Here is a 7,983-nt window from a genome sequence, read left to right as displayed (position 1 = left end):
GCGCGGCCCCGCCCCCCCCCCGGGGGGGGCGGCGGGGGGGGGGGCGCGGGGGGGGGGGGCGGGGCCCGCGGGGCCGCCGGGGGCCGGGGCCCCACGGGTGCGGGAGGTGCAGGAGGGGCAGGGGCGCGGGGGGGCTCAGACGGTGAGGAGGTGCTGGAGCAGGTCGCGGTAGTCGCGGAGCGCCAGGCGCAGGTCCTCGGTGCGGGGGGATCCGTCCGTCGTGCGCCCCTCGCTCCCCTTGCTCCCCTGCCACGCGTCGCGCAGCGCCGTACGGCGTCCGTCCAGGCTCTCGACCAGTTGCCGCACCGCCTCGTCCAGCGCCTCGTCGGCCTCCCGCACGGCCCGGTCCGGGTCGTCCACGAACCCGGCCATCGCGCGGTCCAGGCGGCGGGCCGACTGCGCGGCCAGGTCGGGCGGGAGGAGGACGGGGGATCCGGCGCCGGGGCGCTGCTCCCCGGCGCCGGTGGGGGCGGTGGCGGCAGCGGGGCGCGCGGCGGCGGGGGCGGTCGGGCCGGTGGGCGCGGCGGGAGCGGCTCCGGTCGTGGCCCTCGGGTCGGTCGCGGCCTTCGGACCGGTCGCGGTGCCCTGCGGTGCGCCGTCGGCCGCGGTGCCGCGCGGTGCGCCGTCGGCCGCGGTGTCCCGGTCCGGCGTCTCGTGCAGGACGGGGTCGGTCGCCTCGCCGAGGCCGTTGCGCGGGAAGTTCCGTCCGTCGGCGGTGCCGCGCTGCGGGGCGTCGGTGCGGACGAACCTGCCGGTGGGGCGGGTCTCGGTGGAGTTGTCGCGGTGGTCGTGGTCGTGCTCGCTGATGGTCATGCCGTCCTCCTCGGTGGGGATCGGTGGTCGGTGCTCGGGTCCCCGCTCAGGCGTGGTGCTCGCGCTGCGTCGACAACGGCCGGGCGCGGTCGGCGGCGGGCGTCCGCGGCTTCGTCAGGGCCTCGCGACGGGCGGGCGCGGGCTCGCCGTCCGCGCCGACCAGGGCGGTGAACAGTTCGCGGGCGCCGAGCAGGGCCCGGCGCTGCCGCTCGGTGTCCGGGGCGGACCCGGCCGGGGCCGCCGCGGTGAGGGCGCGCAGCGCCCGGTAGGACTCGACGTGCCGGCCGTGGTCGACCGAGATCGCGTCGATCTGCGCGTCGACGTCGGAGTCGGGGTAGCCGCGGTCGCGGGCCACCCGGAACAGCAGCGCGTCCGCCTCGGCCAGGGCCTGCCCGGGGGCGTCCACGAAGTGCGCCTGCGCTTCCCGCCACTGCTGTTCGGCCCGGGCCCGTTCGGCGCTGCCGAGCGGGGTCAGCGTCAGTTCCCGGTGCCGTTCGACGCGCCGGGCGAGTTCCCGTTCGGCCGCTGCGGTGTCGCCGTCGTACAGGGCGACGGTGCGCTCGTACTCGGGGCCGAAGCGGCGGCTCAGGCTGGGGTGTTGTTGGCGGCGGAGGGCGAAGACGCCGATGGCCGCCGCCACCGCCAGGACCAGGACGAGCGCCACGATCAGACCGCTGGACATGCTCTGCCTCCTCACCGCGGGCACCCGTCCGCCGGGCCGCCCTGTTGGGTTCGCTCGCCGATCCGGGTGACCCGATCGGCGATCCGCAAACCCCGTGGTGCCGCTGACGCCGGGTCGGCCGGACACCGCCGGTGTCCGGCCCGTACCGACGCACTCCCCGCCGAACGGGGGAAAGGTGCGGTGAAACCGGCGGATGCGGGTAGTCGGGCACCGCGTCACCGTGCAACCCGCCGCCCCGTCGCCCCGTCCGACAGTGAGGTCCGTCCGTGCCAGGTTTCACCGCCCTCGACACCACCGCCCGCCTGCCCTACAGCTCCCACCCCCACCTGCCCGTCCGCGCGCAGTTCCGCTTCGACGCCGAACTGCCTTACGGGGTCTGCCTGGTGCTCGGCCCGGACGGGATCGAGGACGGGGCGGTGGCCTGGTACTTCGCGCGGGAGCTGCTGCACGACGGCTGCTACGGGCCCGCCGGGCAGGGCGACGTCCGGGTGGCGCCCGGGCGGCCGGGCGAGATCCGGGTGACGCTGTGCTCGCGGGCCGATCAGGCGGTGCTCAGCCTTCGGGCGGCCGACGTGGCGGCCTTCCTGCACGACAGCTACGTGCTCGTCCCGCCCGGTACCGAGTCCGACTGGCTGGACCTCGATGCCGTCCTGGCCCGGATCACCGCCTGAGCAGCCGTCAGGCCGTCAGCGGGACCGTCAGCGGGGCCGTCAGCGGGGCCGTCAGCGGGGCCGTCAGCGGGGGGCTAGCCCGGTCAGCAGGAGGTCGAGGACGGCGTCCAGGTCGGTGTCGTTGGCCGGGGAGGTCCAGTCGGCGGCGTGCGCGGGGTGGTGGAAGCGGGCCGTGGCCTGGAAGACGGCGCGGCCCGCGGCGGCCGGGTCGGCGGCGGCGAGGTCGCCCGCGGCCACCCCGGCCGCGACGATGCGGCCGAGCTGCCCGGCCAGTTCGGCCTCGTGGGCGGCGACGACCTCGGTGGTGCTGCTCATCAACTCCCGGAAGGTGCGCTGTAGTTCGGGGTCCTGGGTGGCGTAGTGCCGCTTGGTCGCGTTGAGCGTGCGGATCCAGTGGCGCAGCCGTTCGGGGGCGGGGCGGGCCGGGTCGTCGGCGACTGCGGCCATCGGCGCGGAGACCCGGCGCAGCCAGCGTTCGGCGACGGCCTCGCGGAGCGCGGCCTTGGTACCGAAGTGGCGGTAGACGCTGCCGTGGCTGACGCCGAGCGCCCGGGCGACGTCCACCACGGTCGCCTTGGCGGGGCCGTAGCGGCGCAGGACGTCCTCGGCGGTGTCGAGGATGCGCTCGGCGGTCAGCTGTTCGGTCATGCTCCGAGGTTATCGTCCGGGGGCGTCACCGCCGGTGCGGGCCGGTCCGCGGCCCGCACCGGCGGCCTCTTCTCACCGCTCGCTGTCGAGCATCCGCATCTGCGCGGGGTCGTAGCGGTCGCCGCGGGCCGCGTCGGCGGGCACCGCCGTTTCGATCGCGGCGAGGTCGGCCGCGCCCAGGGTCACGTCGAGGGCGCCGAGCGCCTCGTCGAGGCGGTCGCGGCGGCGGGCGCCGATCAGCGGGACCAGGCCGTCGCCGCGGCCGAGCACCCAGGCGATGGCCAGTTGGGCGACGCTCACGCCCTTGCGGTCGGCGATCGCCCGCAGCGCCTCGACCAGGGCGAGGTTGTGGTGCAGGGCGTCGCCGCTGAACCGCGGCAGGTGGGTGCGGAAGTCCCCGGCGGCGGCCTGCGGCGTCCAGTGGCCGCTGATCAGGCCGCGGGAGAGCACCCCGTAGGCGGTGACGGCGACGCCGAGCTCGTTCGCGGTGGGCAGGAGGTCCTTCTCGATGCCGCGGGAGATCAGCGAGTACTCGATCTGGACGTCGGTGACGGGGTGGACGGCGTGGGCCCGGCGCAGGGTCTCCGAGCTCACCTCGGACAGGCCGATGTGCCGGATCCAGCCCTTGTCGACCAGTTCGGAGAGGGCGCCGACGACCTCCTCGATCGGGAACTCGGGGCTGATCCGGGCCGGACGGTAGACGTCGATGTGGTCGGTGCCGAGCCGCTGGAGGCTGTAGGCGACGAAGTTCTTGACGGCGGCGGGGCGCAGGTCCACGCCCAGGAAGGCGCCGTCGGGGTCACGCAGCGCCCCGAACTTGACGCTGACGACGGCCCGGTCGCGGTCGCGGCCGCGCAGCGCCTCCCGGAGCAGCATCTCGTTGTGCCCCATGCCGTAGAAGTCGCCGGTGTCGAGCAGCGTGACGCCGCGGTCCAGGGCCGCGTGCACGGTGGCGATGCTCTCGGCCCGGTCGGCCGGGCCGTACATGCCGGACATGCCCATGAGTCCCAGGCCGAGGCGCGAGACGGACGGGCCGGTGGTGCCGAGGGTGGTGGTCTCCATGGCACCACCGTACGCCCTACGGCTGACAGATTTCAAAATCTGTCATCCCAATTTTGTCGAAGCTTGGTGTTCGGGCGCTCAGCGCAGGAGGGCGAGGATCTCGGCGTGGTGGGCGCTGACGGTCGGGAGGTCGTCGAGCGGCGCCCAGCGGTGGGCGTCGTGCTCGGTGAGGACGACGGGCGTGCCGTCGGGGACGGTGGTGGCGAAGGCGAACTGGCGGACCCGCAGGCCGGTGCGGCCGGTGAAGTCGGCGGCGTGCAGGTAGTCGAGGTCGAGCCCGGTCAGACCGGTCTCCTCGGCGAGCTCGCGGGCGGCGCCGGTCAGCGGGTCCTCGCCCGGGTCGAGCGAGCCGCCGGGGATCTCCCACAGGCCGCCGAAGTGGTCGTCCGCCTTCCGCCGGACCGTCAGGACGCGCCCGCCGCCGTCCCGGACGACGACGCCGCCCAGGAGCGCCTCGATGCCGTCGGCCCGGGCCTGTCGGAGGAGTTGCTGGAGATCGGTCACCGTGGTGCCCCCGTTCGTTCGTGCGTCTCCCCCGACCCTACCGACGGCCGCCGACAGCCCGCGGGCTGCTTCCTGACGGTACGTCAGCTGCGGCTGAGGCGTCGGCGGAGCGGGTGCGGGCCGCTGCGGCTCCTCGCTCGGCGCCGCTCTCATGGGGCCGCCCCGTCCCCGGCCCGGGCGGGCGAATCCCGCGCGGGCGCCGGTGCGAGGAGGGTGTGCAGGGAGCGGTTGTGGCGGCGCAGCCACTCCCGGTAGACGGTGTTGCCGCCCGCCAGGTCCAGGTAGGCGTGGCGGAGGTCGTCCCAGAGGCCGTCGAGGGCCGGGCCGCCGACGGTGTCGGGGCGCCAGGTCAGCAGCAGCCGGACGGCGAGCGGGTCGCCGTGGACGGGGCGCAGGACGGTGCCGGGGCCGGGCGGCGAGGTGGGCTGGCAGGGGCGGACGGCTTCGCCGGAGGCGACGAGCTCGGCGGCGGTGGCGTTGTCCCTGACCTGGATGACGCGCGGGTCGAGTCCGGCCTCGGCGAAGACCCGGCGCAGCGCGGCGTACTCGTGGTCGGCGGTGGGGTCGACCATCCAGGTGTCGCGGGCGAGGTCGGCGAGGCTGACGACCGGCCGTCCGGCAGCGGGGTGGGTCTCGGCGAGGGCGACGAACTGGGGTTCGCGGGCGATCAGCACCCGCTGCTCGGTGCCGACGGGCACGTGCAGCGGGAAGCCCTCGCTCTCGTGGACGAAGGCGGTGTCGAGCTGTTCGGCGGCGACCAGGTGGAGCAGGGCGATCGCCGAGATGTCGATGTGGATGGTGGTGTCGGTCTCCGGGATCCGGTCGTGGATGCGGCGCAGCCAGGCGGGGACGGCGCGGCTGCCGACGCTGCCGATCCGCAGTCGGCGGCGGCCCGGTCCGGCGGCCTCGGCGCGGGCGGCGGCGACCAGGGCGTCCATCTCGGTGATCACGGGTCGGGCGCGGGAGAGCACCGAGTGGCCGAGGGCGGTGGGGCGGCTGCCGGTCCGCTCGCGGGTGAACAGGCGTCCGCCGACGGTCCGTTCGATGCGGTGGAGTTGGGTGGTCAGCGACGGCTGGGTCATGCCGAGTCGACGGGCGGCCTTCCGGACGCTGCCGGTGTCGGCGATCGCGCACAGCACCCGCAGGTGTCGGACGTCGAGCTCCATCACGGGAGCATAGCCAGCCGCCCATCTTCTGCCAAGAGCATGTCAAGGCAGGCCCGCGGGCCGTCAAACCCCTTGGCGCGCACGGGTATTGCCCCGGGCTATCGCCGGTTGCCATCTCCGCGCCCCGCCCGCCCTGCCCCAAGCTCGGTGCAACACCTCGTCACCGCGTCCCGGACGGCCCCCCACGGTCCCGGGACCCGCGAATGGAGTCCCCACATGAACCGCTCCATGACCGTGCTCGCCGCCGCCCTCGGCCTGGTCCTCGCGGCCGGGACCGCCGCCGTGCCCGCCGCGGCGGCCACCACGACCCCCGCACCCCCCGCGGCCCCCGCAGCCGCCGCCCAGGGCTACACCCCGTCCGCGGGCCTCGCCGCCAACTCCGCCGAGGCGGCCGGCAACAAGGCGTTCTACGAGGCCGTGATGAAGTCGGCCCGCGCCAAGCAGGCCGCCAACCCCTACCTGCTGGCGGTCACCGTCACCTACGACGCCAGCCAGGCCCCGACCTTCCGCACCGTGATCTCGCAGAGCGCGCAGATCTGGAACTCCTCGGTCACCAACGTCAAGCTCAGCTCCGGCACCAACGCCGACTTCCGCTACTACGAGGGCAACGACTCCCGCGGCTCCTACGCCTCCACCGACGGCCACGGCAGCGGCTACATCTTCCTCGACTACGCGCAGAACCGGCAGTACAGCTCGCTGCGCGTGGTCGCCCACGAGACCGGCCACGTGCTCGGCCTGCCCGACCACTACAGCGGCCCGTGCAGCGAGCTGATGTCCGGCGGCGGGCCCGGCACCTCCTGCACCAACCCGTACCCGAACTCCACCGAGCGGAGCCGGGTCAACAGCCTCTGGCTGTACGGCCTCGCCGCCGCGGGCTGAGCCGCGGGCCGACCCCGCCCGCCGTCCGGGCCCCCTCCCCCTCCCCCGGCTCCGCGAACGGGCGGCCGCCGGGGCGGGGGCCCGGACGGCTTGGCGGAGGGCGACCCACAGTCCCCGGATCCCTCCGAGCGCCCCGGCTTGTAGGCTCGGGTGGAACAGCTCTGAAATTCTTGGAGGGGGAGCCCGGTGCACGCCCGTCGGTGGATAACGGTGGTTGCTGGAGTCGTCGCGCTGAGCAGCCCGGCGGTCGCGCACGCCCGCGGCGGAGGCGGCAGCCACGGGTTCGGTGGCGGTGGGGGCGGGGGCAGCCACGGCGGCGGCTCCCACGGGTCGGGCGGTGGCGTCTTCTTCTTCGGCGGCGGTGGCGGCCACGGCGGCGGCGGGATCCTCACCCTGCTGGTGATCGTGGCCGTGATCCTCCTGGTGCTGTGGCTGCTGCACCGGCGCCGGAAGGCGAAGCAGACGGCCGGCCTGAACACGGTGTCGGACCGCGCGGCGCACCGCTCGGACGCGCAGGCACGCGAGCGGGCCGCCCGGATCGGGGCCCGGGTCGACGCCCTCGCCGAGACCGACCCGACCTTCGACCGCGCCGCGCTGGAGAGCCGGGCCGTCTGGCTGTACGAGACCGCCCAGCGCGCCTGGAGCCGCAACGACCAGGCCACGCTGCGGCAGATCCTCTCCCCCGTCCTCTACGGCAAGTGGGCCGAGGAGCTGAACGACTACGCGTCGCGCGGCGAGGTCAACGTGGTGGAGATCCTCTCCGGCCCGGTGGTCGAGCTGGTCGACCTCGCGAACCGCGCGGGCGAGGTGAACGACACCGTCACCTTCCGGATCACCGCGACGCTCAACGACTACGTGCGCGGCAGCTACGGTGACGAGGCCGCGCGCAAGGACGGCTCGACCCGCCCGGTCGAGTACTGGACGCTGCGCAAGAACCAGGCCGGGGAGTGGATCGTCTCCTCGGTGGAGCAGGCGGCCGAGGGCGCGCACCACCTGACCAACGCCATCGAGACGGACGGCTGGGACCAGAAGGAGGTCGCCCGCGAGGCGGTGCTGGAGGTGGCCGGGAAGACCGCGGTCCGGGGCGCGGGCGACCTGCTGGCGCTGACCAACATCTCCTGGAGCACGGACGCCGACACCGCCGCGGGCGACCTGAGCGTGCTCGACGGCCGGTTCGACCGGGCGGTCCTGGAGGTCGCCGTCGAGCGGTTCCTCGAGGAGTGGGTCATGAACGACGGCAGTCTGGACTTCACGTCCGTGCGCACGGCCGACCGGACGGTGATGCGCGACGCCCTCGTCAAGTCGGTCACGGTGCGTTCTCTGGTCTCGCGCGAGCCGGTCGTCTTCCGGGTCGCGGCCGCCGCCGAGGGCTTCTACTACGAGGTCGACCGGCGCAGCGAGCAGGTGCTCCGCGGCGACGCGCGCGAGCGCCGGCCGATCACCCTGGTGTTCGACCTCCGGCTGGACGACGGGTCGAGCGAGGCGTGGTCCGTGGTCGCCGCCCACGTGGAGTAGCGGGTTCGACGCGGAGGCGCCCCGGACCCTGCCGTCGGGTCCG

9 protein-coding genes are annotated in these 7,983 nt (G+C 75.2%); 3 read left to right on the top strand and 6 right to left on the bottom strand.

The window, feature by feature from the left end:
• Positions 1 to 135: 135 nt before the first annotated feature.
• Positions 136 to 813: a hypothetical protein gene (locus ACFY00_RS13495; RefSeq protein ID WP_388030667.1), complete on the bottom strand. Its 678-nt coding sequence runs from the start codon at positions 811 to 813 to the stop codon at positions 136 to 138.
• A gap of 46 nt (positions 814 to 859) precedes the next feature.
• Positions 860 to 1,495: a hypothetical protein gene (locus ACFY00_RS13490; RefSeq protein ID WP_388030665.1), complete on the bottom strand. Its 636-nt coding sequence runs from the start codon at positions 1,493 to 1,495 to the stop codon at positions 860 to 862.
• 266 nt (positions 1,496 to 1,761) lie between these two features.
• Here ACFY00_RS13490 and ACFY00_RS13485 point away from each other — a divergent pair, with 266 nt between their 5' ends.
• Positions 1,762 to 2,166 (top strand): SsgA family sporulation/cell division regulator, encoded by a 405-nt coding sequence (locus tag ACFY00_RS13485; RefSeq protein ID WP_388030663.1) that lies wholly within the window; start codon positions 1,762 to 1,764, stop codon positions 2,164 to 2,166.
• Between the two features lie 63 nt (positions 2,167 to 2,229).
• Here the strand turns inward: ACFY00_RS13485 and ACFY00_RS13480 are convergent, their stop codons facing one another.
• The 4 genes from ACFY00_RS13480 to ACFY00_RS13465 form a co-directional block, all read right to left on the bottom strand.
• The gene (locus tag ACFY00_RS13480) at positions 2,230 to 2,814 is read right to left on the bottom strand and encodes a TetR family transcriptional regulator (protein WP_388030661.1); all 585 of its coding nucleotides are present in this window, start codon (positions 2,812 to 2,814) and stop codon (positions 2,230 to 2,232) included.
• Between the two features lie 72 nt (positions 2,815 to 2,886).
• Positions 2,887 to 3,876 (bottom strand): aldo/keto reductase, encoded by a 990-nt coding sequence (locus ACFY00_RS13475; RefSeq protein ID WP_388030658.1) that lies wholly within the window; start codon positions 3,874 to 3,876, stop codon positions 2,887 to 2,889.
• Positions 3,877 to 3,954: 78 nt separating this feature from the next.
• Positions 3,955 to 4,380 (bottom strand): NUDIX hydrolase, encoded by a 426-nt coding sequence (locus tag ACFY00_RS13470; protein ID WP_388030656.1) that lies wholly within the window; start codon positions 4,378 to 4,380, stop codon positions 3,955 to 3,957.
• A gap of 149 nt (positions 4,381 to 4,529) precedes the next feature.
• Positions 4,530 to 5,546, bottom strand: coding sequence for a LysR family transcriptional regulator (locus ACFY00_RS13465; protein WP_388030655.1), 1,017 nt, complete (start codon positions 5,544 to 5,546; stop codon positions 4,530 to 4,532).
• A 216-nt stretch (positions 5,547 to 5,762) separates the two neighbouring features.
• Between ACFY00_RS13465 and snpA the strand changes: the two genes are divergently transcribed.
• On the top strand, positions 5,763 to 6,425 hold the full coding sequence (gene snpA / locus ACFY00_RS13460) for a snapalysin (protein ID WP_388030653.1): 663 nt from the start codon (positions 5,763 to 5,765) through the stop codon (positions 6,423 to 6,425).
• A 210-nt stretch (positions 6,426 to 6,635) separates the two neighbouring features.
• Positions 6,636 to 7,940 (top strand): Tim44-like domain-containing protein, encoded by a 1,305-nt coding sequence (locus ACFY00_RS13455; RefSeq protein ID WP_388030650.1) that lies wholly within the window; start codon positions 6,636 to 6,638, stop codon positions 7,938 to 7,940.
• Positions 7,941 to 7,983 lie beyond the last annotated feature (43 nt).

Origin of the sequence: Kitasatospora sp. NPDC001540, assembly GCF_042894345.1 — a bacterium.
GTDB classification, from domain to species: domain Bacteria; phylum Actinomycetota; class Actinomycetes; order Streptomycetales; family Streptomycetaceae; genus Kitasatospora; species Kitasatospora phosalacinea_C.
This window is presented reverse-complemented; position numbering and strand designations above follow the sequence as displayed.

Excerpts from the sequence above, each read along its gene's own strand:
- ACFY00_RS13495 (WP_388030667.1), bottom strand. The coding sequence starts at position 813 with ATGACCATCAGCGAGCACGACCACGACCACCGCGACAACTCCACCGAG.
- ACFY00_RS13490 (WP_388030665.1), bottom strand. The coding sequence starts at position 1,495 with ATGTCCAGCGGTCTGATCGTGGCGCTCGTCCTGGTCCTGGCGGTGGCG.
- ACFY00_RS13480 (WP_388030661.1), bottom strand. The coding sequence starts at position 2,814 with ATGACCGAACAGCTGACCGCCGAGCGCATCCTCGACACCGCCGAGGAC.
- ACFY00_RS13475 (WP_388030658.1), bottom strand. The coding sequence starts at position 3,876 with ATGGAGACCACCACCCTCGGCACCACCGGCCCGTCCGTCTCGCGCCTC.
- ACFY00_RS13465 (WP_388030655.1), bottom strand. The coding sequence starts at position 5,546 with ATGGAGCTCGACGTCCGACACCTGCGGGTGCTGTGCGCGATCGCCGAC.
- snpA (WP_388030653.1), top strand. The coding sequence starts at position 5,763 with ATGAACCGCTCCATGACCGTGCTCGCCGCCGCCCTCGGCCTGGTCCTC.